The sequence below is a fragment of the Parcubacteria group bacterium genome (genome assembly GCA_016204045.1).
In the GTDB taxonomy this organism is placed as follows: domain Bacteria; phylum Patescibacteriota; class Minisyncoccia; order Phycocordibacterales; family UBA2135; genus JACQLQ01.
Genome location: JACQLQ010000004.1, coordinates 1 through 25,778, shown reverse-complemented (window position 1 = coordinate 25,778; position 25,778 = coordinate 1). Strand labels below are relative to the sequence as shown.

Genomic DNA, 25,778 nt, shown 5'->3' with positions numbered 1-25,778 from the left:
CCATGTCTTTGATCGATAGGTTATCTCAGCAGTTCAGCAGGTTTCCCGGTATAGGGGCGCGGCAAGCGCGGCGGTTTGTGTATTTCCTGCTCTCAGCAGATCAGGCGTTTGCAGATGATCTGGTGCGAAATATAAAGAGAGCACGCGAGGAGGTTGCCCAGTGCTCGGTATGCTTTCGGTACTTTGAAATGCAGAATGCCAAACATCAGCTTTGCGTTCTATGTGGAGATGAGAGTCGAGACTGCTCGATTTTACTTGTTGTCGAAAAAGACGCTGACCTTGAGGTGGTGCACAAAAGCGGGGTATATAATGGCGGATATTTTGTACTCAACGGACGGCTACCCTTGAGTGGTGAAGGAAAGACATTAGTACGACTTCCCGAATTGCGTCTTCGCCTCGAAAAAGAGGCCTCGCGAGGCCTTAAGGAGATTGTATTTGCACTTTCAGCCAATCCCGAGGGAGATTACACAGTGCTTGAGCTCAAAAAAGCCCTCGCCCCCCTTGTCCAAAAAAATAACATATTCTTCTCAACTCTCGGACGTGGCCTCTCGACGGGGACAGAGCTCGAATATTCCGACGAGGATACAATAAAAAGCGCCCTAGAAAATCGCCACTAGAGCTTGTTTATTGGGCAATCCCCACAGCCTCTTCAAGCTTGACGGACAGCACTCGCGATACTCCTTCGGAGCCCGAGGTAATACCGTATAAAACCCCCGCTCGCGTCATTGTTTCTCGGTTGTGAGTAATGATAATGAACTGTGTCTTCTCAGAGAGTTCATGGATCATATTGCCAAACTTTCGTGAGTTTGATTCATCAAGAGCGGCGTCTGTCTCATCAAGCAAGAGAAATGGGGGCGGATTGACGTTGGTTATGGCAAAAATAAGCGCAATTGAGGTCAGCGAACGCTCCCCCCCTGAAAGGGCCTGGAGCCCGCGAATCTTTTTGGACGGTAGGTTTATTGTAATCTCAACCCCCTCTTCCTCCTCTACTTCGTCACCTGGAATTTCCTCAGATTGAACATCGGCACTTTCTAACTCGTCAAGAAGTCGCTTTTTCTTTTTTGGAGGGGGGGCAACGATTTTGAGTGCCGCGGTACCACCCCCGAACATCAAAACAAAAAGTCTCTGGAACTCCTTGTTGATTTTTTGTATACCATCTTTAAACTCGGCATCGATCTTCTTGCTCAGCTCTTCAATAAGACCAGCGAGGGCGTCAGCACTTTTTTCAAGGTCAAGGAGTTCGCGACTCAAATACTCTTCTCGAGAGGCAACCTCCTCGTACTCCTTTTTGATATCATCCCCTCCCCCAATATCTTCAATTTTGATCTTTATCCGCTCTATCTTCCATTTGCGTTCTTCTTGTTTCGCGCGCGGCTCGTCAGGGGTAAACGCATACGCTGTCTTATCAAAAGAGATTGCATCACGGCCCAACCAAAGCCCAACCTCACGAAGTGTCTCCTTGAGTGAGGCGGCTTCTCCTCTGAGTTTTTCCTCGTCAACGCGTAGTAGTTCAAGACGAGTGAGTAGTTCACTCCTGCGGCTTCGCAATGCAAACAGCTCGTGTTCAAATTTCCTCTCGTCCCCACGCTCCTCCTCAAGCGTTCGAGCTTTACGAGCACGCTCTTCTTGAATCTTAGCCTCCTCCGAAGAGAGTTCCTTAAAGGCTTCTTCTGTTGTTTTCAACTCCTTCTCGAGTGTCTTGTAATCTTGGAGTTCCTCCTTGCCTTTTACTTCTTTTTGCCAGAAGTGCGAGATGGATGTACGCAATGAACGGAGCGCCTCCTTTAACCCGTCCACTTCGTTGAGTGCAAGCGCCGTTTCCACGGCACTTTCGAGCTTTTGGATAAAAGCGTCGACAGCATTCCTGTTGAAGGATACAGTGTCACCAATCTTTTTCCCACCTTGCTCCTTCTTGGCGTACGAAAGCATACCCTCAAGACGCCCTATGCGTCGCGAGTGCGTGTCTTTTTCTTCCCGAAGTTTGCGAAGTGTTGTGTCGAGAACCTCAAGATCCGCATGTGCGCCCCTTCCCTTCGTCAGCTCCTGTAGCTTTATCTCGTTATTTTTAATTCTTTTCTCAAGGTCGTGCAGTTCTTGCTGGGGCTCCCCTCTTTTTTCTTGGAGTCTTTTGTTGTGATGTTCCAGGTACATCTCTTCGCGGGCAAGATACTCGCGGTAGAGCATCTTTAGTTCTTCGCGAAGTTTTTCTGCCTGCTCAACCTTCTCCATCTGTTTTTGAAGGAATTTGAGATGAGGGGCGATTTCTTTCCGCAACGCCTCGACTTGCCCTATATTTTCGCGCGTCTTCGCGAGTTTACGCTCACTTTCTAGGCGCTTGTATTGGTAGACCTTGAGCCCCAAGGCATCCTCCACCATCCCGCGTCGCTCCTTTATAGACGCCGAAAGGATATGATCAGCCTGACCTTGTGAAATAATGTGGTGCGAAGATGCTCCAATGTGGATCCCCGAAAGAAGTTCGAAAACGTCTTTGAGTCGCACTGGGGATCCGTTGATTAGATACTGACTTGCGGAGTCACGATAAATAGTACGTCTAATCTCAACCTCATCATAGTCGACATTGAGCAGGCGCTTTGTATTGTCAAACGTAATTGCGACATCCGCACGGTTAAGTTTGGGAGTTCCCGGAGTGCCATTCCAAATCAAATCCTCCCCCCTTTTTGAACGGAGGGACTTCATCGATTGTTCACCAAGGACAAACCGGATGGATTCAGCGATGTTTGATTTGCCGGACCCATTGGGTCCCACAATCGCAGTTGTGCGAGTTGCAAACTCGAATTCCGTCTTCCGAGCGAAAGATTTAAAACCAGATAGTTCGAGTTTCTTTAAAAGCATGATTTTCTAAAACACACGGTGCTGCCATTATTGTTGCCCCCACCCCTTTCTTTTCAGAGCTTCTGCGGCAGCGCCTTGCTCTGCTTCCTGTTTTGACTGCCCCTGTCCTACCGCAACTTCCTCGTCGCCCAAATAAACACCAACAGTGAATATTTTAGCATGGTCAGGCCCCTCCTCTTTGAGAACTGAATACGAAGGAGTGACCCCTGTCTTTTCCTGTGCTTCTTCTTGGAAATGGCTTTTTGCGTCTTGCCAAGAACGCTCCTCAAGTATTGTCTTGAGCCGATAGAGAAGCGTTGTTGTGATAAAAGTCCTTGCGGCCTCATATCCTTGATCAAGATATAACGCCCCGATAAAGGCTTCGTAGGTGTTTGCGAGTATAAATTGGCGTGCCTTGCCTACATCGCGCGCCTCACCCTTGGACAGCAAAAGATAGTTGTCCATTTCCAAGGTCTTGGCGACTGAAGAAATACTCACGGTGTTAACGAGTGCCGCTCGGTAAGCAGTTAACTCTCCTTCCGGCTTATTGGGGAAGGTGGCATAAAGATACTCGGTTGAGACGAGCTCTAAAACAGCGTCTCCTAAAAATTCGAGACGTTCATTGTGTTGAATATCTTCCCCGGGGTGCTCATTAAGGAATGAGCGGTGCGTAAAGGCTTGTTTAAGAAGATTTTTGTCAGCAAACGAAACCCCTATCTTCCCTTCAAACTCCGAAAAATGCTTCATGAGTAATTAAGGGACTAGGCTTTAGACCCTAGAGCGTTTCAAACGCGACGTCTACTGTCTAAAGCCCAGTGCCTATATTATTGCTGATATTTTTTTAGTAATGTTATACCTTTTGTAACAATGGGAATAATATCTTCGTACATTGTTAGCTGGGGTATTTCTTTTAATTCAAACCACTTGGCGTCGTCGAGGCCACCCGACGGACCAAGTGTTAATTCTTTATACGGTGCTTCTCCGAGAAAATAGGTAACCCGCTTTCTAATCTTACCGCGCTCAGGATCGTTGGCTATGTATTCATTGTCCCCTATTTTCTCTTTGATAACGATATCAACGCCGATTTCTTCTTTAATTTCTCGCGTAGTTCCATCCTCGACTTTTTCATCTTTTTCGAGCTTACCCTTGGAGAGCGTCCATCGGCCAAATATGTCGTGTACGAAAGCAAGGTACACCGTCTTGCCGTTCTGCGCATAGACGACAGAACCACCGAGCTGTTCCAGGGGGAGCTTTGATGGGTCGATGGGGGTCTTTCCTTTCTTTTTCTTCGCCACATCGTCTTTCCCCGGTTCTCCGAGCTCTCGGTAGACAGCTCCCAAAACACCGTTTACAAAACGTCCGCTTGTCTCCCCGCTGAAAGATTTTGCGAGTTCGATGGCCTCGTTGATGGCTACCTTTGTGGGGACCTCTTGGTGGTCTGCGAAAAGAAGTTCGTAAAGCCCAATGCGGAGTACGTTACGGTCAATAATCGCTATTTTTGCTATTGGCCATTCAGGGGCAGCCTTCTCGATAATATCGTCGAGTGTTTTTCGCTTCTTAAAGATACCCTTCAAGAGATTTTCCATAAAAGAAAAATCTCCGGCTCCGGGAGCGAATTCTGCGACATTTCGTTTGAGTATCTCTATTGCTTCCGTTTCTGTCTTGCTACCAAAATCCCACTCAAAGAGCGTCTGCATGACAATACTTCTTGCAAGGTGCCTATTTGCCATAAACGCTTTTAGCTTTCAGCTTATAGCTTACTAGGGAAAATCCTACTAAGTTAAAAGCTACTAGCTAGCGACCGGCGTTTGCGAGTTCTTTTTGTTTGCGCTCTTTTTTGGCCAATTTCTTGGCAACATCGATAACTTTTCTCCCGCGGTACATTCCGCAATTGAGACATGCGTGGTGTTGCAGGCGCTTGGCGTTACAGTTTGAACACACCGCAAGAGGCGGCCTCTTTAAGGCATGGTGAGAGCGTCGGTTTCCCGTATGGCTCCGCGTGTGTCGCATGTGTACAACCATTTTTGGAGCATACCCTAGTTTCCTCTAAAAAGCAATACCTATTGGAGTCCCCCAAGGAAAGATCGCCGATGTACCGGGGATGGGCCGTATTTTTGTAGGGCCGTGTAGTGAAGCGCGGTGCCGTACCCTTTGTGTTGGTCGAAGGCGTATTGCGGGTATTCCACATGGAGACGACGCATGTATCTATCGCGAGTTACCTTAGCGGCAAGGGCAGCCAACATAATGAGTGGCTCTTTTGAGTCGCCCCTCACAATGGTTGTTTGGTTCAAAAAGGTACGTTGTGCCCTCAACCCACCGTCAAGAAGGACTCGTGTTGTGTCCCGCGGGGCTTTGATGCGTCGTGACGCACGGTGAAGCGCAAAACGAATCGCAGGAACAATGCCGTGCGCGTCTATGGTCGCATGACTTGAGAATGTGACGGAAACCTGGAATATCCTCCGCTCCTCTGCTTCTTTTAACACAACAAACCATTCTTCACGTTGCTTTGCGGTCATTCGTTTTGGATCTTTCAATCCAACAAAGTGATGTTCCAAATAGTGAAGGTTGGCACGTCTCATGCATACGGCCCCCAGAAAAACTGGGCCCGCAAGAGGTCCCCTCCCTGATTCATCAATACCAATGATGTGGGTAAACTTGCTCATAAAATCCTCATCTTCAATCTCGCAACGTATTAGAAATTCTCTGTTTTTTGGTATGTTATACTCATACTACCATGAAGCCTTTTGTGCATCTCCATACACACTCGCATTACTCTCTTCTTGATGGCCTTTCCAATGTGCAAGAGATGGTGAAATTGGCAAAAAAGTATGGGATGCCTGCACTCGCTATCACAGACCACGGTGCGATGTATGGCGCAATCGAGTTTTACAAAGCGTGCCAAAAAGAAGGCATTAAGCCCATCATTGGACTAGAGGCCTATGTTGCAAACGGGAGCCGTCATGACAAGCGTTCGGGTGTTGATAATCGTCGCTTTCACCTGACACTTCTTGCCCAAAACGTAACTGGCTATAGGAATTTGATTCAGCTTGTATCAAAAGCGCACTTAGAGGGTTTCTACTACAAACCGCGCGTTGATAAAGAGCTCCTCCGCGAACACAAAGAAGGGCTCATCGCCCTCTCGGGGTGTATGGCCGGCGAACTCTCGCGCACTATCGCGGGCAAAAATACGGCCGCAACCCGCGCTATTATTGCCGAGTATCAAGACATTTTTGGTAAAGACAATTACTTTTTGGAGATTATGTACCACCCAGGAGTCGAGGGGTATGCAGAGATTCGTGCCGCCACAATTGAGCTTTCGAGACAAACTGGCGTTCCGCTTGTCGCCACACAAGACTCCCATTATCTACACAAAGATGACGCACGCGCGCATGAGACGCTTTTGGCGGTACAGCAAGGGACGGATGTTGAGAATACAAACCGTCTTTCGTTCGCGAATGATGACTTTTCTTTCATCGACACGGAAACGGCTTACAAATATTTTGCGGATGTGCCAGAGGCGGTAGAGAGGACTTCTGAAATAGCGGAGCGTTGCACTATCGATCTCAAACTTGGTAGCTGGGTCTTTCCTGATTACAAAGTTCCACAGGGGGTTACGCACGATATGGAATTGCGGCGATTGGCGTATGAAGGCCTCTCCTTTCGTGGTATTGCAGAGACTCCCGAAATCAAGGAGAGGATTGACTATGAGCTCTCCGTCATTCAAGGGAAGGGGTATTCCCCTTATTTTCTCGTCGTGGGTGACCTCCTCCGCTTCGCTCGAGAGAACGGCATTTTGACCAATACCAGAGGATCCGCCGCGGGTTCGCTTGTCTCGTACCTTCTCGGTATCACAAGTGTTGACCCCCTGCGTTTTGACCTACCATTCGAGCGTTTTTTGAACCCAGATCGACCGTCGGCCCCGGATATTGATATGGACTTCGCGGACAACCGTCGTGATGAGGTGATTGCCTACGCGCGAAAGAAGTATGGAGAGAATCACGTAGCGCAAATCGGCACCTTCGGCACCATGATGGCTCGTGGCGCTGTTCGTGATGTTGCGCGCGCGCTCGGGCATCCATACGACCTCGGAGATAGAATTGCAAAACAAATCCCTTTTGGTTCGCAAGGATTTCCAATGACGATTGAACATGCTTTCGAGATTTCTCCCGATCTGAAGATGATGCACGACAAAGAAGAGGCCGCGCGTGAAATACTCGACCTTGCAAAACGCCTCGAAGGCACCGTGCGGCACGTTTCGGTGCATGCGGCGGGTGTTGTGATTGCTCCTGGGCCGGTCACGGATTACACACCGGTCCAGCTCGACCCCGGTGGTTCGAACATGATTACCCAGTACGATATGTACGCAGTCGAAGACGTGGGTCTCCTCAAACTCGACTTCTTGGGTATTCGGAACCTTGCTATTTTGGCGGACGCGATTAACCTTGTGGAGAAGTATCGTGGGCAGAGATGGGACGTCCACACAATTCCCCTTGATGACAAAAAAACATTTGAGATGCTTTCGCGCGGTGAGACGGCGGGTGTATTTCAGCTGAACGGTGATGGAATGACTCGCTCTCTTGTCGATCTGAAACCAACCACAGTCCACGACATTAACCTTATGGTGGCCCTGTATCGTCCAGGTCCGATGGATAACATCAACGAATACATTGCCCGCAAACACGGGAGGACGACAATAACATACCCGCACCCGAAGATGAAGAGTTTCCTCGAACGCACCTATGGGGTGCTTGTGTATCAAGATGACCTTTTGATGACCGCAATCGAGGTCGCAGGATATTCGTGGGGTGAAGTCGATAAATTTCGTAAGGCGGTTGGTAAAAAGATCCCGGAGGAAATGGCAAAACAGCACAAGATATTCGTTCTAGGGTGCGAAAAGCATAGCGGAATGAAAAAAGAGGAAGCAGAAGCTCTCTGGAGGCTCTTTGAACCCTTCCAGGGATACGGGTTCAACAAGGCGCACGCCGCTAGTTACGGTGTGGTTGCCTATCAAACTGCTTTTATGAAGGCAAACTACCCGGCGGAATATATGACTGCGGTTTTGACTGCAGAAGCGGGAGACATTGAGAAAGTTGCCGGAATCATCGCAGATTGTACGCGCATGGGAATCTCTGTTCTGCCGCCAAACGTTAACGAAAGCTTTACCGACTTCACTGTTATTAAGGGAGTAGGAGAAGAAGGAGACAAAATTCGTTTCGGCCTGCTTTCGATAAAGAACTTCGGTCAGGATATCGCAGAAGCAGTCATTCTCGAGCGCGAATCAAAGGGGTCATTCCAATCGTATGCTGATTTTCTGGAGCGGATGAACCATAAAAACATGAATAAGAAATCCCTGGAATCCCTCATTAAAGCCGGGGCTCTTGATGAATTGGTCGAACGCGGCACGGCACTTGGTAGTTTGGAAACCGCTCTTGCGTACAACCGCGAACACGCAAGAAACGAAAAGGCTCAAAGCTCTCTCTTTGGTCTTATGGAAAACAAAACATCGGTTCCGCAACTGCGGTTGCCCGAGACTGAACCACTCAGTGAAGAACAGAAGCTCGCGTGGGAGAAAGAACTACTCGGTCTCTATATCTCTGGGAATCCGCTCAAGAAACACGAGAAACGACTAAAAGAGCTGCAAATAAACATTACTAAAGTCAAAAATTACCGTGATGGTGTCACGACACTTATCGGCGGCATCATTCTCGAGGCAAAGCCCATAATGACAAAGAAGGGTGAACAGATGGCCTTTCTCAAGGTAGCTGATTTTAATGATTCGATAGAGGTGGTCGTGTTTCCCTCTGCGTTTAGTAAATATAAGTCGCTTCTTGAGGCTGACAAACAAGTGCTGATGAAGGGGCGCGTATCGCGTCGAAATGGCGAGCCGAGCTTGGTCGTCGAAAGCATAAAAGAGCTTTAATTTAAGATTGCAGATTTCAGATTTGAGTATACAATTGATGATTATGGCGCAAGAAAAACAACCCAAGGAGGAGCCGCAAGAGAAAGACCACAAACAGCTCGGCAAAGAGCTCGACTTGTTCACGTTTTCGGACCTTGTAGGTTCAGGGCTTCCTTTATGGACCCCAAAAGGCACCATTTTGCGCAATCTCCTTGATGACTACGTCTTTCAGCTGCGCTCCGTACACGGATTCCAAAAAGTGGAAATCCCCCACATTACTAAGCGGGCACTCTACGAGACGAGCGGGCACTGGGAGAAGTTCAAGGAAGATCTTTTCAAAATCAAAACACGCGAAGAGGACGAGTTTGCCTTAAAGCCCATGAACTGTCCTCACCACACACAGATCTATGCGCGGCGTCCATGGAGTTATCGGGAGCTTCCTCAGCGGTATGCAAACACGACGATGGTATATCGCGACGAACAGTCAGGGGAGCTTAATGGCCTCTCTCGCACTCGTTCGATTACCCAAGATGACGCACACACCTTCTGTCGTGAATCACAGGTAAAGGAGGAATTCATAAAAATTTGGGACATTATTGAAAAGTTCTATAGAACTTTTGGGTTTACTCCGAAGAAGATTCGTTTGTCCTTCCGCGACCCTCTCCATCCTGAAAAATTCCTTGGCGAACAGAGTCGTTGGGAAACCGCAGAAAGCATCTTACGCGAGATTGCTGAAAGCAAGAATGCAGAAACAATTGAAGGCCCTGGCGAAGCGGCATTCTACGGACCAAAACTTGATTTTATGGCCGAAGATGCTCGCGGACGTCTCTGGCAGGTGGCCACAATTCAGTTGGACATGAACATGCCCGAACGATTTGACCTCACATGCATAAATGAAGCGGGTGAAAAAGAACGAATCGTAATGATCCACGCCGCCATCATGGGATCAATTGAACGCTTTCTGTCGGTTCTCATCGAACATCTCCAGGGAGCCTTCCCCCTCTGGCTCTCCCCTGTCCAGATTGCAGTTTTGCCTGTGGGCGCGACACATAGAGAGTATGGAGAGAAAGTAACTCAAACACTTAGAGAGGCGGGTATTAGAGCCGAACTTTCTGGAGAAGACGAGACACTTGGAAAGCGCATTAGAAAGGTGCGCGTGGAAAAAGTCCCTTATTTCCTTGTTTTGGGTGATGAAGAAGTTGGCGCGAATAACGTGACGCTAGAGAGTCGGACCGATGGAACTCCAAAACAAAAAATTTCTCTTGAGGAATTAACTCAAAAGCTTGTGCTTGAAATTGAGGAGCGCCGTGCCTAAGTCCTTCCAGAAGTTGCGGAGTTGGTTTTTTTGTGTTTAAATAGCAGAAGATACCTAAGGAGGACGGGGCCGTGTCAAAGCAAAGTATTTTGTTTATTGCCCTTGTTCTCTTGGGGCCCATTGTTTTTTCAAAAGACGTCTACGGAGCTGTCGCGATTGAAGAGGCGACGAGAGTCGAGACCAGGGATGATGCTCGTAAAGAATTTGCGGCACGAAACTTTAATCTCTATATCCCCTCCTTCACGGGGAAAGACGGTGGATTTTCGGCATTTCTAGACCGAGTCGCAGAAGATCCCCAGCTTGAACTCGTCTTCACTGTCTTTAAGCTCCTCACGACGGGGTCTATTTTGCCACGTGGCACGATTGTGTATGTTAGCGACAACTTCCTCATCGGCACAGGATGGGTAAATATCGATGCTGAAGCTTCTCTAAACGAGATCCGGAAGTTCTTGGACCCGGCCACAGCAGGAGAATCCATACAGAAAGCCCTCCTTGTGAAAGAAGCGGCTCCGTTGGGGATTATCTACTCATATTTACACATCTCTTTTCCTGATTTCGAGCGATTCTTCGCTCGTGCTAAGCGCTCCCCGCTCATCATGCAAGCCATTGAGTATGCTCGGCTAACGGGAGTGTACGTGTTCCCAGCTTCAACAGCGTCGAGCGTTATCACGGGCAGTAGATTCGTCGTTATTGACGCCCGCGCCTCGGAGAAAGATATTACCGAGTTCATGTGCGGAAAAGACATGGCAGGTTGCAAACTCCCCCGATTTTAATTGGGGGAGTTTTAAAGTTGTAATATACACGTAATTTTGACTATAGGTTTTTTTACGTGTAAAGAAAATTTTGGTTTACCTATAAATTAAATGTCTAACTCTGCCTCTTTGGCGTGTGTTTGAATAAACGATTTACGTGATGGTACATCAGTACCCATGAGCACATCGAAGACACGATCTGCTTCGCGAGCATCCTCAACAGTAACTTGCTTCAGCGTACGAGTTTTTGGGTTCATTGTGGTTTCCCAAAGCTCTTCGGGGTTCATTTCTCCAAGACCCTTGTAGCGTTGTATAGAAATGCGAGCCGCCTTTTTTGTCTTCCCCTTTCCTGAAACTTCATCTTCTGGAATGGCCTCTTCTGCTTCTTCATCTACCACCTCTAGTGGTTCCTCAGATAAACCACCTTCTCGGGCGACGATCTTATCTTTTTCAGCATCATTGTACGCATAAAACGCCTCCTTACCCTTAGTGAGTTTGTAGAGCGGTGGCATGGCGATATAAATATGTCCCGTTTCTACCAAAGGATTGAAGTATCTATAGAAAAGAGTCAGGAGGAGAGTCCGGATGTGCGCACCATCGACGTCGGCATCGGTTGCGATAATAATCTTGCCGTAACGAAGCTTCTCTGCATCAAAGGTGTCGCCAATGGCCGTACCAAGCGCAATGACAAGGGCTTTGATCTCATTTGAGGCAAGCATTTTGTCTAAGCGGGCACGCTCGACGTTTAATATCTTTCCACGAAGTGGCAGAATAGCCTGCGTCCTTCTGTCGCGGCCTGTTTTTGCAGAACCACCTGCGCTGTCACCCTCCACAATAAAAAGCTCTGTTTCGTCTCTGTCGTGGGACTGGCAGTCGGCGAGTTTGCCCGGAAGGGTGAATCCCTCAAGTGCTCCCTTGCGAAGCACGCTATCTTTGGCCGCTTTTGCCGCCTTGCGAGCCTTAAGCGCGATAATAACCTTGCCGACAATAGCTCGAGCATCATCGGGGCGTTCTTCAAAAAACGTCGCAAGCGCATCTCCAAAGACCTTTTCTACTGCGCCACGCGCCTCCACACTTCCTAGTTTTGCTTTAGTTTGTCCCTCAAACTGTATCTCTCGTAGTTTGACGGAGACCACCGCTGTAATACCCTCACGAACATCATCTCCAGAGAGAGTATCATCACCTGCTTTCAGTAGATTATTTTTCTTAGCATAGTCATTAAGAGTCCTTGTGAGAGCTGTTCGGAAACCAGTTAGGTGCGTACCACCTTCGGAGTTATAGGTGTTGTTTGCAAACGCCATCTCGCGTGACGAAATATCGTCAATATATTGGAATGCTACCTCAACAAAAACGTTGTCGGCTTCCTTCTCAACATAGAATATATCTTTGTGGACTGGTTTTGCTTCTTCGTTGTAGAACTTTACCATCGACAACAACCCCCCCTCGAAGTAGAAGGACATTGAAGGGACGTTTAGCCCCGCGTCACTCAAGTAAAAGACGTCTTTATCAGGAATCGCATCGGGGCTCGTGCGCGCATCAAGAACAGAGATATGCAGTTTCTTGACGAGATACGCCTGTTGGCGGAGATGATCAACGACAGTGTTCCAGTTGAATTCGATTTTTTCGAAAATCTCCGGGTCAGCCTCAAAGGTGACAATGGTACCGTGGAGGTCTGAAGAGCCGATTTTTTTCACCTTCTGCTTAGGTTTACCGCGCAGATACTCCTGCATGAATACACCGCCCTCACGATGCACCTCTACCTTTGTATTAACCGAGAGCGCGTTGACGACAGAGACACCGACACCATGGAGACCTCCAGAGATCTTGTATCCCTCACCGCCAAACTTACCTCCCGCGTGCAGGGTTGTCATGATGACCTCGAGCGCAGAGGTCTTTGCTTCTTTGTGCATATCAACAGGAATGCCGCGACCGTTATCGGTCACCCTGATTCGATTTCCAGACAGAAGTACGACTTCAATCCGGTTGGCATGCCCCGCCATTGCCTCGTCTCGCGAGTTGTCGAAAACCTCCCAGATGAGGTGGTGGAGCCCCTCAAGACCAGTTGTGCCTATATACATTCCCGGTCGTTTCCTGACCGGTTCTAGGCCCTTTAAAACAGTAATAGCAGAGGCCCGATACTCACCTTGCCCAGAGCCTTGTTTTGCAGGCTTTTTTGCCTCATTCTTCTTAGCCATAATTACCCTCTATTTTATCAAAAAGAGCCCGTAATTACAAATCTTTTTCTTAACCAATAACTGTGGAAAAGGCCGCGAGAGTGCGGGTTGCTACTGTCGAAAATCCCCTACCGAACCTTCCAACCTTCGCGTCCCTCAAGGGCGCGGGTAACGTTCTCCATGATTGTGCTTACCTCACTGTCAGTAAGTGTCCTGTCATCTGCCTGAAACACCAAGTGTAGTGCGTACGATGTTTGGTTGCCCTTCTCGAATACATCAAAATTCTCCACCTTCACGAGCAGGTCTGTCCCCACCCCTCTAATTACCTGTTCTACGTCGGTGGCAGAAACTCCAGACGGAACAAAGAGGGAAACATCACGGAGTACAGCTGGGTATTGTGAAAATGGTTGGTATGCGACGGTTGTTGATAGGGGATAGTTTTTGTACACAGAAACATCGAGGAGTTTTCCCGCTTCCTCCAAAGATTGTTCGGTTGCACTCTTCTCATCGGCTGTGCCAACAAGTGTTTCTTCTTTACCATTCCTCCAAACGGTTCCAATCTCAAAAAGTTTGATACTTGTGAGGCCAAGAAGTCCTTTGTTGGGGACATTTTTTTCTAGAGCATACGTGAGGCCAGGCAGAAGACTCTCCCGCAGGTATGGTTTAACGCTATCAACCTTGTTTAAGACAGCGCGCTCGCCCTTTTCTGTAAAGACTGAGGTAAGTACTTCGGTGTAACCTCTTCCGAGGAAGTTTTCGCGGATAGCATCTTCTAGCGCAAACACTCTAGAGACCTCAGGTTGTCGTGAGGCCGCGGGGAGATTAGAGGCTGGGACGTTCTCGTAGCCCTTAATGCGCCCCACTTCTTCGACAAGGTCTTCGGGTATTGTGAGGTCCAGACGCTCGTGCGGTGGGTGTACTGTAAATGTTTCGCCCTTTGCGATGTAGGGCAAGTCGAGACGCGTGAACACACCCTCGACGTCTTTTGGAGAAAAGTGTGTGCCCAACAGGCCATTGATCTGGCTCACGCTCACAGTAACGGGTGCTACTGTCTGTGGTTCCGGATACGCATCTACAAAACCGACTACCTCACCCCCCGCTACTTCTAGCACTAATTTTGCAAAAGCATTCATCGCATAGAGCGGCAATTCCTTGGAAAGAACTTGTTCAAATCTGCTACTTGCCTCTGTTCGTAGTTTAAGGGCCGCGGCTCCTCTGCGTACCGAAACACCATCGAAGGCAGCCGCCTCAAGAATGAGCTCTGTCGTTCCAGGGGTAACCTCGAGAAGTTTACCACCCTTAACTCCGGCAATTGCGATGGGCGTGTCAGAGCCGTCATCGGTGATCACGAGGTGTGCGGTGGTGAGTTCATACTCCTTACCCTCGAGTGTTGTGATTCGTTCAGATTGTTTCGCGTTCCGAACGCCCACTGTAATCTGGTTCCCCTTCTTAGTGAACTTCCCCGCGTCAAAGGCGTGGAGTGGCTCCCCAAGGTCAAACATGACGAAGTTTGCGGCATCAACCACATTATTGATACTCCTCTGGCCAATAGATTCAATGCGTTCTTTCAGCCATTGCGGAGAGGGCCCCACCTTAACTCCGCGGAGATATCCGGCAATATAGCGGCCACATAACCCTGTTTCTGGTAGAGAAACAGCAACCGCGTCTGTTTGTGGAAGCAAAGAGACAGACTCCCTCAGTGGGTCGTGCTTGAGCGGAATATTGAGAATTGCCGACAACTCCTTGGCTATGCCACGGTGAGAAAGCGCGTCGTGTCCGCGGTTTGGGGTCACCTTCACATCGAGGACATCGCCGTCAACACTCTCTATCTCAAATGCATGAAAAGTAAGGGCTTCTGCAAGCTCTGTGGGTGGAGGAAGTTTCTCCTCAAAGTATGTTTGAAGCCACGGGTAGTTGATCTTCATATTAAAAAGTTAGTTCAAAAAGCGGGTCTGGACTGATTGCATAGTCTTTATATCGTATCCATGTAGGAGAAACCTTGAAAAAACGAGTTGCCTCTAGCGCCTCAAACTTTTTTGCCTCAGGTACTTGAGAGAAGAATAACCCTTTTAGCTCCTGGAGAGTCTCTTTGTCCGAAACCATCGCGGCGGTTCCTTCGTATTGCACTGTTTTGTCTCCGTCCCACACCACAAAAGCTATCCGCGGATTGGCTTGAAGATTTGTATATTTTCGGTACATAACAAATGTATCAAAAACAAGCTCTAGAGTATCTGTAGAACCATATTCTACCGCAGCGGCCTCAGGATGGCCCTCAGGCGACACCGTTGCAAGCACACCCGCTTTGTGACGACGTAAAAAGTCTAAAACTTGTTTCTTTTGTTCATTCATGGTTATTGGATCTTCTTTCTATACAGGAAGAATTGATAGAGAATAATTCCAGTAACCAAACACCCCAAGGCACCGTGGGCAAGAAAAACAACCAAATCCCCTCTTAGAAACCCGTAAAGTGTCCACAGGGCGTATGTAGAAAAAGAAAGGACGTACACAACCAAAGAAACCCCCTCGGTTGATTTACGGTCAAAGTTCTTTTTGATCTGGTGAGGAAGCCCAATGACCTTACTTACAATAGTCATGACCGTGACAGCCACGCCAACTACCACTATGAGACTAAAATCAATAGGGAGCATGGATTAAAATTGATTAATGAAACGTAAATCAGCAGAGTGCACGAGCCGAACATCAGGAATACCCCATCGAAGAACCGCGAGACGGTCAATGCCTCCCCCAAATGCGAACCCTCGGTATTTTTCTGGATCAAGACCGTAATTCTTTATTACGTTTGGATGGAACATTCCCGCACCCATAATCTCAATCCAGCGCCCCTTGAGTTTTTCGGGAACATTTGTCCCTGTAGCCCGCATATCAATTTCAACACTTGGTTCGGTAAATGGGAAAAAGCTCGGACGGAAGCGAACCTCCGCTGTTCCATGCATGAGCCTGCTAAAAAATTCTGTAAGCGTGCTTCGTAGGTGCGCAAGCGTAATATCTTCTCCAATGGCAAAGCCGTCTATCTGAAAAAACTCTGCCTCATGAGTCATATCCGTCGCTTCGTTTCGAAACACTTTTCCCATTGCGATAGCGCGGTAAGGTGGCTGAATGCCTTTCTCAAGTTGTCGTTTTATATAGTGGGCGTGGACTGATGTGGTGTGAGTGCGCAAGACATTCTCTGGTTCATCTTTTATAAAAAAGGTGTCCTGCATGTCGCGTGCCGGGTGGTTCCTTGGTACATTCAACGCATCGAAGTTGTGCCACTGTGTTTCGAGGAGTGGGCCTTCTGCAAGGGTGAATCCTAACGAATTAAAAATACCGTTTGCCTCACGCATTAGCGATGAAATGGGGTGTATGTGGCCCCTAGTTTCTTCTCTTGCCATACCGCCAATTGTAGCAAAAGAAACAAAAAAAGAAACGGCGTAGAGGCCGTTCCCGGGAAGGGTGGAGCCAGCAGTCGGATTCGAACCGACGACCTACGGTTTACAAAACCGTTGCTCTACCAACTGAGCTATGCTGGCGAAAAGACTATTGATACCTACCAAGACAGCTGTGTCTGGCGGAGAGAACTGTTGATACCTACCAAGACAGCTATACTAAGCGAAGAGTCAATCGATACTTACCAAAACAGCTATGTTTGGCACATGGTAGTACTTCCGCATTAATACTACAAACAATACACTATTTTGTCGAGCACAGACAGGAAATTGGGGAGGGAGAGTATAGCTTCTATTTTTCCTCGTCTTTTGACTGTTCTTTTCGACTATTGAGTGCGCTCCAAATTGCCGAGGGGTTGGCGTTTTCTATCATTTGGCGCCTTCCCTTGAGAAGCTCGCGGGGGCGAGAAAGCTTCTCAATAATCTGATAGTGATTGAGAACTTTGTTGAGGTGTTTCCATCCGTGGTTCATGGAGGCCTCACCATACACATGTGTGGCTTCTTTTGCCCAATGTTCCAAGGCGAGGAGGGTGCGAATCCCCTTTCGTAGATCAAAGATTACCCCCTCTTCACTTGGGTAGGCGACCCGACCAGTTCTGAACTCCCACGTACGAAAAAGAGCAATCGCCAAAAGTTCAACCAATGCAAGTACTCCAAGTCCAAGAAAAACGTATAGGGTCATGTGGTTTGTATAACTATCGCCCAAGGAGACCCATGCGCACAAAGCGGACAACCTCGATTTTCTCCCCGGTTTTTTGTGTCGCCTGCTGAATGCGCTCTTCTACTGTTATATCTCCGTTTTTAACAAAAGGTTGGCGAAGAAGCACTTTCTCTTTAAAGTAAGCGTCTGTCTTACCTTCGATTATTTTTTCTCGGATGTTTTCTGGTTTTTGTTTTACCTCATCTTGTTCTGCAAATTCCGCGCGTACTCGGGCGCGTTCTTCCGGGTTCACATCTGCGTCCTTCACATACTCAGGAGAGAGGGCTGCGATATGCATAGCAATATCGTTTGCAAGTTCGCGAAAATCGTCGTTCCGCGCCACAAAGTCTGTTTCAGAAAGCACCTCAACCAAGACGCCGAGTTTGTTGTCGGAGTGTATGTAGGAAGCGACAACGCCAGATCCGAGCTTGCGCTCCGCCTTTTTAGCTGCAATCTTAGCACCCTGTTTTCGAAGAAGTGCGCGTGCTTTATCAAAATCACCACCAGCCTCTTCAAGTGCCTTTTTGCATTCCATGATGGAGATGCCGGTCTCTTCGCGTAATACTTTTACATCATCGAGTGTCACCATAAGTTTGTACTGCGTGCCGAGTGATGGATTCTTTACGAAAAACCAAAACAAGACACAAAATAAGTGTTTTTATTGTATTTGAATTATTTTGTCTCCTTAGGAGCTGCTTGCACCTCTGTCTTTCCTTTTAGTTGAAACTCTTCCCTTCCGCGCTTAAACGCCGAGAGAATCTCTTCCACAAAGAAGGTGATACTTTGGAGCACCGAGTCGTTGGCGGGAATTGGGTATGCAATCTTACTTACATCACAGTCACTACCCGAAAGCGCTACAACCGGAATGCCGAGCTTTCGCGCTTCCAAAAGCGCTGTTTCTTCGTGCCTAGAATCAACGATGAAAACGAGGTCAGGAAGCTGTTTCAGAGTACGGATGCCGTTGAACATGTGTTCAAGGGCGCGAATTTCCTCATCAATACCCAAGCGTTCTTTCTTAGTGTAGACATCGAGAGCACCTTTTGCCTTTTCGTCCTCGAGTTTCTCTAGGCGCTCTACTCGTTTTCGCATCTGATGAAAGTTTGTGAGCAATCCCCCAACCCAGCGTTCGGTCACATACGCAATGCCGGCTTTTTTTGCTTGCTCTTCTACAAAACTGCGCACCTCGGGTTTGGTGCCAGCGATAAGAATGTTTTTGCCATCGCGACCCATCTTCTCTACGAATGTCTTGGCGGCTGAGAGAGCTACCGCTGTTTTCTCGAGATCAATGATGTCGTTGCTGTTTTTTGAACCAAAAATATGTCGTACGAACGATGGGTGGCGACGTGATTTTGAAAATCCAAAATGCGCCCCGGCCTTAAAGAGTCGTTCGACAAGTGTTGCGTTATCAGATTGGGATTCCATGAGAAGACAATATACCAGTAAGGGCTTATTTTTGCAACCCCCACACCTTGCGCTGTGCGGCTATTCAATAACTGCTTTTATGCGCCTCACCCCCGCGGAAACAGCTTCCTCCTTCATGATTTTAAAGGTCCCTTGAATGTCAGCTGTATTTTTAACATGGGGGCCCCCACAAAACTCTTTACTGAAGACATTTCCCTCTTCATCCTCACAAAAGTACACAGAGACGATATCAGCATAGTTCGCACCGAACTCCATCTCTGCTCCGATCTTTTCCGCCTCTTCCTTAGGCATGTCGCGACGTACCATCTTGAGTCCCTTCTTTATCTGTTCATTCACAAGGGTTTCAACCTGAGCGATTTCCTCTTTAGTCATTTTTTGAGGATGTGAGAAGTCGATTCGAAGACGCTCGGAGGTGATGTTGCTCCCCCGTTGCTTCACGTGCGGGCCAAGTACCCTTTGCAACGCTGCGAGAAGGAGATGGTGTGTGGTGTGAAGCTTAACTGTTTCGGGCTTTGTGTCTGCCAGGCCTCCTTTAAACTTCTGTTCTGCCCCAGCGCGGGAAAGTTCCTGATGTTGTCGCAATAACTCTTGCAGTCCGTTCAGGTCAAGTTGTTTAATACCTCGCGCACGGGCTTCCTCAACAATAAGTTCCACCGGAAAGCCGTATGTGGTGAACAACTGAAAAGCATCTTGCGCTGTTATTGCCCCATCCTTGGCAAGACGCTCAAACTCCTTCATGCCACGACCGAGTGTCGTCGTGAACCGTGCTTCTTCAAGCGCGATAGCCTCCTCTATTGCTGTTTGTTTTTCTGCGAGCACTGGGTACTGCGTTTTGTATGCCTCTACAATCCCTTGGATAAAAGACGTAAGCGGGATATTGGGTGACAATTTGCTTAAATGCACCATTGCTCTCCGCAACAATCTTCTTACAAAGTACCCCTGGTCCTTGTTTGAGGGCAGAATACCATCTCCAATGAGAAAGACTGCGGCTTTAATGTGGTCTGCAATGATGCGGAAGGCGATACGGTTCTCCGCATAGGCGGCTCCCGTCACTTGTTCAATTCTCCCAATAATGTAGTCACTGTTGGCGACAAAAATGTCGCTCTCCCCCTGTGACGCGGCGGTAATCCGCTCTAATCCCCCACCAAAGTCCACGTTTCGAGTCGGCAAAAGCCCAAATGAACCATCTTCCTTCTTTATATATTGCATGAAGACCGAATTCCCGATTTCCATGAATCGTCCGCAGTCACAGTTTGGGTGACACTGTTCATTTTTCCAGGGCGATTGTTCATGGAGCTTTGCGTGTTCTCCAAAATCAAAAAATACCTCCGAGTCGGGCCCACCCGGCTCGCCGACTGGCATATTCTCTGGTATCCCTGAACGACTCCACCAGTTTTTCTTTGAGCTGTAGAATCTTATCTGACCGTCTGGAATACCTAATCTCTTCCAAATCTCTGCAGATTCGTCATCGCGCGAGAGGCCTAATGATGCATCGCCCTCAAAGCAGGTTACCCATAGCCGATTTTTATCTATGCCTGCTTCTTTAGTCAGGAATTCAAAAAATAAAGACAACTGCTCTTCTTTCCAGTAGTCGCCCAAGGACCAATTCCCAAGCATCTCAAAAAAGGTGGTGTGGCGATTATCCCCCACCTCCTCAATATCCTGTGAACGAAAACATTTCTGTGAGTTCGCCAAGCGCTTCCCTTGGGGGTGTTTTTCACCAAGAAGATACGGGATGAGCGGCTGCATCCCAGACCCAGTAAAAAGCGTTGTTGGGTCATTCTCTGGCACGAGGGAAGCGGACGGGAGTATGGTGTGTCCCCTTTTCTCAAAAAAAGTGAGGTAGCGCTTGCGTATTTCTTCTGATCGCATGTCCTTCATTATACACGAAGGAATATACGAAAAAAGCCCCTTCAAAATGATGGGGCACGCCTGGTTTGGCTTAATAAAAGGGAGTAAAAGTCCAGAAGGAGATGCCGACCCAAAGAACAAGGACTACAAAGAGAACAACGGGTGGGATATTCGAGCTTTCCGGAACTTCCATGGTAAAGGCGAACGAGTCTTCATCGTTATTCATTTTTCTACCTCAGGAGTAACTTGTTTGAGGGTACCCTCTCTCGGAGGTCATTGCAACACCCTTTCACCGGTATCTGTAGTAGGAACATCGAAATCAGTGGTAAGCACATCGAGTACTTCGTGCCATTGCCGCGCTTCCTCTTCTGTCGCTTTGTGAGCAGCAAGAATATTGGTCCCTCCATCTTCGGTCTCTGGCTTAAGGCACCAAATGCAACTCAAACCAGACGCATTATCGATATACATCGCATACACGTTCCGATTCTCCGGATGTACGAAGTGGACGATACCACACGACTCATCGACGACTAATTTTTCGCAACCGATAGCAAATGGGGAAACATCTCTTACGTCGGGGACTTTGTCGCTGTTGTGGGGATGGGCGTCTACCGCCATTGGTTATTCCCTTCCCAAATATTTCTTTCCGAAGCGTAACATACGACCCCTCTAGAGTCGATAGATTACTGCTTACGGCTCACCACCCTATTTACAGCTTCCTTAATGTGCGAGACCCCCATACCATAGTGTTCAATTAATTCCGCCGGCTCTCCTGACTGTCCAAATTGGTCGCGGACACCAATAAACTCTATCGGCACGGGGCACTCTTCCGCAAGGACTTCAGCAACAGCAGAGCCAAATCCCGTCGCAATTTGGTGTTCTTCGACAGTGACCACAGCTCCGGTCTTTTTTGCCGCTTCGATAATCGCTGCTCGGTCAATAGGCTTAATGGTGTGGTGGTTTAGTACGTCAACGGAAATCCCCTCATCTTCCAGTTCTTTTGCAGCAAGAAGCGCATTGTGCGTAAGTGCGCCCGTTGTCATGATTGTGGCGTATGGCCTCTCGGTCGTCCAAAAATACTCCGCCCGTCCTATTTCAAAAGGTGTGTCCTTGGTAGTGAAAACGGGAGTCTTTTCTCGAGCAAAACGGAGATAGGTGGGCTTGTCATTAAATGCCGCGGCGTACGTTGCTTTTCTCGCCTCTTCCGCATCGCACGGATACACCACCACCATGTTCGGCTGTGAGCGCATCAGAGCCATATCCTCAAGCGCCTGGTGCGTTGCCCCGTCAGGGCCCACAGAGACACCCGCGTGCATGCCGCAAATCTTTACAGGTACCTCATTTATGCTTATCGTCGTTCGAATTTGTTCGTTATTTCTACCTGGAGAAAAGGCCGCGTACGAAGCAATGAACGGTATCTTGCCGTAGTTCGCCATACCGGAACCGACAGTTGCCAGGTTCTGCTCGGCAACACCAAGCTCGATGTAGCGCTCGGGGAACTTCTCTCTGAACCAGTGAGCACGCGTTGACTCGACAAGGTCAGCGCACAAAACCACTACTCGTTCATCCTTGGTTCCCGCCTCGACGACTCCTTTGCCAAAGCCGTCGCGCGTTGGCGCTTTCTCAAGTGACTTTGAGTCGAATATGGCAGTAACCAGTTTTGCTTTTGGATTAATCATGTTTTTCACCGAGCGCCCTAAGTTCCGCAATAAAACGCTCACCCTCCTCTTTGGTCGGCGGTTTTCCGTGCCAGAGATAGTCACCCTCGATCTCTTTGACACCCCTTCCTGGGATATTGTGAGCGATGATTACTGTCGGCTTTTCGTCAATCGCTTTGGCCTCTTCAATGGCGTCAACAAATTCTTCAATATTGTGGCCATCCACTTCTAAAACGTGCCAATTAAATGCCTCGTACTTCTCGCGCAAAGGTTCTAGGGGCATTACTTGTTCCGTTTTGCCATTTATTTGGATGTTGTTGCGATCGACAACGGCTGTCAGATTGGTGAGTTTATTGTTTGCCGCAAACATCACTGATTCCCACGTGTTACCACAGTCCTGTTCACCATCCGACATCAGGCAGTACACACGGAATTTCTTCCCATCCATGCGGGCAGCATATGCGTACCCAGCCGCCTGGCCAAGACCCGACCCCAAAGGGCCAGACGTTGTTTCTACGGCCAACAGACGTTTCCGTTCCGGATGTCCCTGGAGCAGGGAACCGAATTTACGGAGCGTCTTTAATTCTTCAAGCGGAAAATAGCCGGCATGCGCCATGGCGGCGTAACGAACCGGTGTAATGTGGCCATTGGAGAGGAAGAGTCGGTCCCGTTCATCCCAGGAGGGATTCTTTGGGTCATGGTTTAAAATATGAAAATAAAAGGCAGTAAAAATATCTGCCATACCAAGAGGACCAGCTGTGTGGCCAGAGCCCGCAGCAACAAGCGACTCGATGGTCGAAATGCGGACTTGGTTCGCCTTCTCCTCTAACTCCTTTAATTTGTCATCGTATAGATGCGGCACGGAAAAAATTTAACTACTCAAACTTTTAAACTTTTTGATAGATTCCTCGGGGTTTCCACTTTTCCAAATAGCAGACCCGGAGACAAGGCGGTTTGCGCCTGCCGCAATGATGCCTGGCGCATTTTTTAATGAGACCCCTCCGTCAACACTTATTGTAACGTCGGGGTGTGCTGCGCGCAAATCACGCATCTTCCCCAATACCCGTTCGTCAAACGGCTGTCCCTGGAACCCGATCTGAGAAATGCCCATGAACTGAACGACGCTTACACGGTCAATGTAGGGTTCCAGTATATCGTTGGGTGTCCCAATACTGAGCGCGAGGCCAAGTTCGAGAGATTCCGCGAATCCAGACAGAGCCCCATATGTTCCAACAATCTCCTCCAAGTTTTTGGTGCTTTCGACGTGAACGATAATCCGTGAGGCGCCAGTTTTAATCCACTCAGAGATATCCTCTTCGGGGTCTTGTATCATCAAGTCGATTTCGTATTGAAATGCCTCCCAAAACGGAAGGGGCACATCGCCCTCGAGAAGCCGCTCGAAACCCGCCTGCTTACCGTCTTCGTATGGCCAACTCACATCTGGCGCAAAGACACCGTCCATCACATCGATCTGTAGTGTTGGCACAAGGCCACGCACAAGCGATGCTTTGTGCTCTATTTCTGTGTATTCTTTCTCCAAAAGTGCGGGGATAATTTCAACCACAGTAATTTACTGGTCTATCTTGTTAATCCGACGTATGTGGCGTTCATCTCCGGAGAAGGGGGTCTCGAGCCATAGATGTACGGCATCTTCTGCCTCTTCTCTCGTCAAAAAACGTGCACCAAGAGAGAGAATATTGGAATCGTTATGGCCTCGGGAATCTTTTATGATCGAGACTTCCCCACGGCTCGGTGCGTAGTACTCCACGGCGCGCACGTGCTTGAACCGGTTGGCGCATATAGCCTCTCCCTGCCCCGATCCCCCGAGCACAATTCCGCGTACTTTTGTCGAGTCAGGATTTTCTGAGATCTCGCGCGCTACTTGTACAACAAAGTCCGGGTAATCGTCATTTGGGTCATAAGAAAAGGCTCCTTTGTCTTCTACTTCATGGCCAAGTACTTTCACCAACTCAATAAGATAATTTTTGAGTTCAAAGCCGGCGTGATCCGAAGCAATATATATTTTCATGGTTTTCTACTTGCGGATATGACTTCCGCTAACAATGACGTGTTCAACAAGAGAAGACACATACCCCATTTCGTTGTCGTACCAAGCAAGGACTTTTACCAGGTCTCCGCCAACGACACGGGTAAAAGCTAAGTCTACTATTGAGGCGTGGGTGGTGCCAATAATATCAGAGGAAACAAGGGGTTCGTCCGTAACAGCAAATACCTTCTTCCACCGCTCTTCACGCGCTGCGCGACGCAAGATCTCGTTTACTTCTTCGACAGAGGTTTTTCTCCGAGCGACGAAGGTGATATCAACAATAGACCCCGAAATTACGGGAACTCTCATCGCTATGCCGTCAAAGTTGGTGGTGAGATTTTTAAGGGCTTTGTTGGTAGCACTTGCGGCTCCTGTCGTTGAGGGAACAATGTTTTGCGCGGCGGCACGACCACGGCGATAGTCTTTTGCATCTGCGTTATCTACAAGCGCTTGAGACGCAGTATACCCGTGCACAGTGTTCAACATTGCTTTTTCTATCCCAATCGTCTGATCAAGAATAGCCATTACTGGACCGTTTGCATTCGTAGTACACGAAGCATTTGATGAAATGTCGCACACTTTCAGCTCTTCTTCATTAATGCCCAGTAAAATAGTTGCCCCGTTTAACCCCACGGGGTCATCTTTTATTGGGGCGGTTACCACAACGCGCCTTGCTCCTGCATGCAGATGTGACTGTGCTTTCTTATAGCTTTCGAATACGCCCGTCGCCTCTACTGCAATATCGACGTCAAGCTCTCGCCAGGGTAAAAGTGAGGGATCTTTTTGTTTGAGGATTGGAATAACTTTTTCAGTTCCGTCATGTACGATAAAAAGCGTTCTTTCACCATCAGTTTTGACTGACACATCAAATGGTGCCTTGCCGTATACCGTGTCGTACTTGAGGAGGTATGCGAGATTGTCGGGCTCTGCGAGATCATTTATTGCTACGATTTCTAATTCGGGTCTATCCCATGCGGCACGGAAAAAGACTCGACCAATACGACCAAAGCCATTTATCGCAATTCTCGTTTTCATTGTAATAGTATAGCTAAAAGTTTTAGATTTTTAAATCTCAGGTGTAGTTGTTGCAATTTCTTCTTCCTGTGCTGACTCACCTATTATAACCTCTCTCGTGCTTGTCGCGGTATTACCAGCATTATCCGTTGCAACATAGTCAATTATGTACGTTCTTGGGCTTGTGGTATCAAGCTGGATTTGGGTGACGAGGAGACCGTCGACGTACGTGGTGTAACCGAGGTTCGAGTCGACGTTGTCAGAGACCGCTGCTCCGTTGTCTGAGTAGGTGGCATTCACTTCAATTTCAGCAGGATTGGCACCGATGATTGTGACTGTCGGGGGTGTTGTGTCGGGGGCCTCTTCTTTCTCTGTTTCAGGTGTGTCTGTAATAGCCACGGGCTCAACATTAGTCTGTCCTGCAAGCAGTGCATCTAGTTGAGCTTTTGTGACGCATGTCTTCTGACCACTTTGGTCTGCTACACAAAGCTCTTCTGTCGTAAACGACTCAGCAAACCCGGAAACCTTCGCCACCACCCCCTCCACCTTCTCTGCTAAGGTCTGGAATGCAGAGAGGACAGAAGTGACGAGTTTGTAGAGGTCGACGCCTTTACCTCCTTTAGCAAGGATTTCTGTAGGAGCTTCTTCTGCGATGAGTCCTATGCGTT

Annotated in this window: 25 protein-coding genes and 1 tRNA gene; 4 read left to right on the top strand and 22 right to left on the bottom strand. The window is 48.3% G+C overall.

Annotated elements, in window-relative coordinates:
- Positions 1 to 2 precede the first annotated feature (2 nt).
- Entirely contained in the window at positions 3 to 617 is a 615-nt protein-coding gene (gene recR / locus HY455_02585) for a recombination protein RecR (protein ID MBI4118391.1), read from the top strand.
- Between the two features lie 7 nt (positions 618 to 624).
- Here the strand turns inward: recR and HY455_02580 are convergent, their stop codons facing one another.
- From HY455_02580 to HY455_02560, 5 genes are all read right to left on the bottom strand, one after another.
- The gene (locus HY455_02580; protein ID MBI4118390.1) at positions 625 to 2,853 is read right to left on the bottom strand and encodes an AAA family ATPase; all 2,229 of its coding nucleotides are present in this window, start codon (positions 2,851 to 2,853) and stop codon (positions 625 to 627) included.
- 27 nt (positions 2,854 to 2,880) lie between these two features.
- A complete protein-coding gene (gene rnc / locus HY455_02575) occupies positions 2,881 to 3,579 on the bottom strand; it encodes a ribonuclease III (protein ID MBI4118389.1) in 699 nt (232 codons plus the stop codon).
- Positions 3,580 to 3,656: 77 nt separating this feature from the next.
- Positions 3,657 to 4,562 carry a transcription antitermination factor NusB gene (gene nusB / locus HY455_02570; protein MBI4118388.1) on the bottom strand — a complete coding sequence of 302 codons (906 nt, stop codon included), beginning with the start codon at positions 4,560 to 4,562 and terminating at the stop codon, positions 3,657 to 3,659.
- A gap of 64 nt (positions 4,563 to 4,626) precedes the next feature.
- Positions 4,627 to 4,854 (bottom strand): 50S ribosomal protein L32, encoded by a 228-nt coding sequence (gene rpmF, locus HY455_02565; protein ID MBI4118387.1) that lies wholly within the window; start codon positions 4,852 to 4,854, stop codon positions 4,627 to 4,629.
- 38 nt (positions 4,855 to 4,892) lie between these two features.
- Positions 4,893 to 5,495, bottom strand: coding sequence for a ribonuclease HII (locus HY455_02560; GenBank protein MBI4118386.1), 603 nt, complete (start codon positions 5,493 to 5,495; stop codon positions 4,893 to 4,895).
- A gap of 71 nt (positions 5,496 to 5,566) precedes the next feature.
- On the opposite strand from HY455_02560, the gene HY455_02555 reads away from it, so the two are divergent.
- The 3 genes from HY455_02555 (at position 5,567) to HY455_02545 (ending at position 10,819) form a co-directional block, all read left to right on the top strand.
- Complete coding sequence (locus tag HY455_02555; protein MBI4118385.1) at positions 5,567 to 8,752, top strand: DNA polymerase III subunit alpha; 3,186 nt, start codon at positions 5,567 to 5,569, stop codon at positions 8,750 to 8,752.
- A gap of 43 nt (positions 8,753 to 8,795) precedes the next feature.
- Complete coding sequence (gene thrS, locus HY455_02550; GenBank protein MBI4118384.1) at positions 8,796 to 10,046, top strand: threonine--tRNA ligase; 1,251 nt, start codon at positions 8,796 to 8,798, stop codon at positions 10,044 to 10,046.
- A gap of 71 nt (positions 10,047 to 10,117) precedes the next feature.
- Positions 10,118 to 10,819: a hypothetical protein gene (locus tag HY455_02545; GenBank protein ID MBI4118383.1), complete on the top strand. Its 702-nt coding sequence runs from the start codon at positions 10,118 to 10,120 to the stop codon at positions 10,817 to 10,819.
- A gap of 86 nt (positions 10,820 to 10,905) precedes the next feature.
- Here the strand turns inward: HY455_02545 and HY455_02540 are convergent, their stop codons facing one another.
- The 17 genes from HY455_02540 to HY455_02460 form a co-directional block, all read right to left on the bottom strand.
- A complete protein-coding gene (locus HY455_02540; GenBank protein MBI4118382.1) occupies positions 10,906 to 12,993 on the bottom strand; it encodes a type IIA DNA topoisomerase subunit B in 2,088 nt (695 codons plus the stop codon).
- A 107-nt stretch (positions 12,994 to 13,100) separates the two neighbouring features.
- Positions 13,101 to 14,897: a phenylalanine--tRNA ligase subunit beta gene (locus HY455_02535; protein MBI4118381.1), complete on the bottom strand. Its 1,797-nt coding sequence runs from the start codon at positions 14,895 to 14,897 to the stop codon at positions 13,101 to 13,103.
- A gap of 1 nt (position 14,898) precedes the next feature.
- Positions 14,899 to 15,321, bottom strand: a complete 423-nt coding sequence (locus tag HY455_02530; protein MBI4118380.1) for a pyridoxamine 5'-phosphate oxidase family protein — start codon at positions 15,319 to 15,321, stop codon at positions 14,899 to 14,901.
- A gap of 2 nt (positions 15,322 to 15,323) precedes the next feature.
- Positions 15,324 to 15,620: a PQ-loop repeat-containing protein gene (locus HY455_02525; GenBank protein MBI4118379.1), complete on the bottom strand. Its 297-nt coding sequence runs from the start codon at positions 15,618 to 15,620 to the stop codon at positions 15,324 to 15,326.
- Positions 15,621 to 15,623: 3 nt separating this feature from the next.
- Positions 15,624 to 16,364, bottom strand: coding sequence for a phenylalanine--tRNA ligase subunit alpha (gene pheS, locus HY455_02520; GenBank protein MBI4118378.1), 741 nt, complete (start codon positions 16,362 to 16,364; stop codon positions 15,624 to 15,626).
- Between the two features lie 62 nt (positions 16,365 to 16,426).
- Positions 16,427 to 16,502: transfer RNA gene (locus HY455_02515), tRNA-Thr, on the bottom strand.
- Positions 16,503 to 16,710: 208 nt separating this feature from the next.
- Complete coding sequence (locus HY455_02510) at positions 16,711 to 17,100, bottom strand: hypothetical protein (GenBank protein MBI4118377.1); 390 nt, start codon at positions 17,098 to 17,100, stop codon at positions 16,711 to 16,713.
- A 13-nt stretch (positions 17,101 to 17,113) separates the two neighbouring features.
- Positions 17,114 to 17,707, bottom strand: coding sequence for an elongation factor Ts (gene tsf / locus HY455_02505; protein ID MBI4118376.1), 594 nt, complete (start codon positions 17,705 to 17,707; stop codon positions 17,114 to 17,116).
- A gap of 83 nt (positions 17,708 to 17,790) precedes the next feature.
- Positions 17,791 to 18,540 carry a 30S ribosomal protein S2 gene (gene rpsB, locus HY455_02500; GenBank protein MBI4118375.1) on the bottom strand — a complete coding sequence of 250 codons (750 nt, stop codon included), beginning with the start codon at positions 18,538 to 18,540 and terminating at the stop codon, positions 17,791 to 17,793.
- A gap of 60 nt (positions 18,541 to 18,600) precedes the next feature.
- Entirely contained in the window at positions 18,601 to 20,412 is a 1,812-nt protein-coding gene (locus tag HY455_02495; GenBank protein ID MBI4118374.1) for an alanine--tRNA ligase, read from the bottom strand.
- A gap of 252 nt (positions 20,413 to 20,664) precedes the next feature.
- Entirely contained in the window at positions 20,665 to 21,009 is a 345-nt protein-coding gene (locus HY455_02490) for a hypothetical protein (protein MBI4118373.1), read from the bottom strand.
- A gap of 65 nt (positions 21,010 to 21,074) precedes the next feature.
- Entirely contained in the window at positions 21,075 to 22,070 is a 996-nt protein-coding gene (locus HY455_02485; protein ID MBI4118372.1) for a transketolase family protein, read from the bottom strand.
- Positions 22,063 to 22,911, bottom strand: coding sequence for a transketolase (locus HY455_02480; protein MBI4118371.1), 849 nt, complete (start codon positions 22,909 to 22,911; stop codon positions 22,063 to 22,065). The genes HY455_02485 and HY455_02480 overlap by 8 nt, the downstream gene beginning before the upstream one ends.
- A gap of 9 nt (positions 22,912 to 22,920) precedes the next feature.
- The gene (locus HY455_02475; protein ID MBI4118370.1) at positions 22,921 to 23,613 is read right to left on the bottom strand and encodes a hypothetical protein; all 693 of its coding nucleotides are present in this window, start codon (positions 23,611 to 23,613) and stop codon (positions 22,921 to 22,923) included.
- A gap of 6 nt (positions 23,614 to 23,619) precedes the next feature.
- A complete protein-coding gene (locus HY455_02470) occupies positions 23,620 to 24,078 on the bottom strand; it encodes an RpiB/LacA/LacB family sugar-phosphate isomerase (protein ID MBI4118369.1) in 459 nt (152 codons plus the stop codon).
- A 6-nt stretch (positions 24,079 to 24,084) separates the two neighbouring features.
- Positions 24,085 to 25,131, bottom strand: a complete 1,047-nt coding sequence (locus HY455_02465; GenBank protein ID MBI4118368.1) for a type I glyceraldehyde-3-phosphate dehydrogenase — start codon at positions 25,129 to 25,131, stop codon at positions 24,085 to 24,087.
- Between the two features lie 30 nt (positions 25,132 to 25,161).
- Positions 25,162 to 25,778 (bottom strand): DUF5011 domain-containing protein (locus tag HY455_02460; protein ID MBI4118367.1); only part of this gene is annotated, 617 nt, incomplete at its 5' end.

What these genes read in the sequence shown, in the direction of transcription:
- rnc (MBI4118389.1), bottom strand. Translation starts at nt 3,579, where the DNA reads ATGAAGCATTTTTCGGAGTTTGAAGGGAAGATAGGGGTTTCGTTTGCT.
- rpmF (MBI4118387.1), bottom strand. Translation starts at nt 4,854, where the DNA reads ATGGTTGTACACATGCGACACACGCGGAGCCATACGGGAAACCGACGC.
- HY455_02580 (MBI4118390.1), bottom strand. Translation starts at nt 2,853, where the DNA reads ATGCTTTTAAAGAAACTCGAACTATCTGGTTTTAAATCTTTCGCTCGG.
- HY455_02485 (MBI4118372.1), bottom strand. Translation starts at nt 22,070, where the DNA reads ATGATTAATCCAAAAGCAAAACTGGTTACTGCCATATTCGACTCAAAG.
- nusB (MBI4118388.1), bottom strand. Translation starts at nt 4,562, where the DNA reads ATGGCAAATAGGCACCTTGCAAGAAGTATTGTCATGCAGACGCTCTTT.
- HY455_02535 (MBI4118381.1), bottom strand. Translation starts at nt 14,897, where the DNA reads ATGAAGATCAACTACCCGTGGCTTCAAACATACTTTGAGGAGAAACTT.
- HY455_02560 (MBI4118386.1), bottom strand. Translation starts at nt 5,495, where the DNA reads ATGAGCAAGTTTACCCACATCATTGGTATTGATGAATCAGGGAGGGGA.
- recR (MBI4118391.1), top strand. Translation starts at nt 3, where the DNA reads ATGTCTTTGATCGATAGGTTATCTCAGCAGTTCAGCAGGTTTCCCGGT.
- HY455_02495 (MBI4118374.1), bottom strand. Translation starts at nt 20,412, where the DNA reads ATGCGATCAGAAGAAATACGCAAGCGCTACCTCACTTTTTTTGAGAAA.
- pheS (MBI4118378.1), bottom strand. Translation starts at nt 16,364, where the DNA reads ATGGCAAGAGAAGAAACTAGGGGCCACATACACCCCATTTCATCGCTA.
- HY455_02540 (MBI4118382.1), bottom strand. Translation starts at nt 12,993, where the DNA reads ATGGCTAAGAAGAATGAGGCAAAAAAGCCTGCAAAACAAGGCTCTGGG.
- tsf (MBI4118376.1), bottom strand. Translation starts at nt 17,707, where the DNA reads ATGGTGACACTCGATGATGTAAAAGTATTACGCGAAGAGACCGGCATC.
- HY455_02490 (MBI4118373.1), bottom strand. Translation starts at nt 21,009, where the DNA reads ATGGCGGTAGACGCCCATCCCCACAACAGCGACAAAGTCCCCGACGTA.
- HY455_02530 (MBI4118380.1), bottom strand. Translation starts at nt 15,321, where the DNA reads ATGAATGAACAAAAGAAACAAGTTTTAGACTTTTTACGTCGTCACAAA.
- thrS (MBI4118384.1), top strand. Translation starts at nt 8,796, where the DNA reads ATGGCGCAAGAAAAACAACCCAAGGAGGAGCCGCAAGAGAAAGACCAC.
- rpsB (MBI4118375.1), bottom strand. Translation starts at nt 18,540, where the DNA reads ATGGAATCCCAATCTGATAACGCAACACTTGTCGAACGACTCTTTAAG.
- HY455_02510 (MBI4118377.1), bottom strand. Translation starts at nt 17,100, where the DNA reads ATGACCCTATACGTTTTTCTTGGACTTGGAGTACTTGCATTGGTTGAA.
- HY455_02465 (MBI4118368.1), bottom strand. Translation starts at nt 25,131, where the DNA reads ATGAAAACGAGAATTGCGATAAATGGCTTTGGTCGTATTGGTCGAGTC.
- HY455_02525 (MBI4118379.1), bottom strand. Translation starts at nt 15,620, where the DNA reads ATGCTCCCTATTGATTTTAGTCTCATAGTGGTAGTTGGCGTGGCTGTC.
- HY455_02555 (MBI4118385.1), top strand. Translation starts at nt 5,567, where the DNA reads ATGAAGCCTTTTGTGCATCTCCATACACACTCGCATTACTCTCTTCTT.
- HY455_02470 (MBI4118369.1), bottom strand. Translation starts at nt 24,078, where the DNA reads ATGAAAATATATATTGCTTCGGATCACGCCGGCTTTGAACTCAAAAAT.